The organism is Vibrio sp. Y176, assembly GCF_033438945.1.
In genome coordinates this window covers 1-583 of sequence record NZ_JAWOQS010000860.1, presented here as the reverse complement: position 1 = coordinate 583, position 583 = coordinate 1, and the positions used below count along the sequence as shown (strand labels likewise).

Annotated in this window: 1 protein-coding gene and 1 pseudogene; both read left to right on the top strand. The window is 46.7% G+C overall.

Annotated elements, in window-relative coordinates; all coding sequences use genetic code 11:
• A partial coding sequence (locus R7O13_RS29075; protein ID WP_318305484.1) for a sulfite exporter TauE/SafE family protein occupies positions 1 to 366 on the top strand: 366 nt, incomplete at its 5' end.
• An 88-nt stretch (positions 367 to 454) separates the two neighbouring features.
• Positions 455 to 583 (top strand): annotated as a pseudogene (locus tag R7O13_RS29070) (EamA family transporter RarD); the annotation flags it as partial.

Below are 583 nucleotides of genomic sequence, written 5' to 3'. Positions count from 1 at the left end.
GAACCAACACCCCAACGTATGACGTTAGCTGGATTTTTCTCCGGTTTGTTTGGTACCAGCTCGGCAATCGGTGGCCCTCCGATGGCATTGCTATTGCAGCATCAAGAAGCGAACCAGTTACGCGGTAACTTGTCGGCATTTTTCGTATTCAGTTCTATCATCTCTTTGGTGGTTCAAAACCCCGCGGGCTTCTTTACGTTGCATCATCTTGTGATTACGATTCCGTTGTTACCAGCTGCCGGGCTAGGGTATTGGCTGGCGATGAAAACGACGCAATCGCTGCCGAAAGAAAAGATTCGTTTTGGTGCGTTACTGCTGTGTTTTGTTAGTGGCTTTACGGCAGTCGTACAAGGGCTGAACCTGTAACAATTAGGCGCGATGATAATCACTTTACAAACGCCTTTTGCGCTATAAAATCGCGTCACTTTTTCTTCATCTCAATGAGCAATAGCCTATGAATCATCGTCACTACGGCAATTTTATGGCTGCGTTATCCTTCGTTATTTGGGGATTACTGCCGGTTTACTACCGTTTTCTTCCTAATGCTGCAATGGATGAGTTGCTGGCATGGCGCATTATTGGC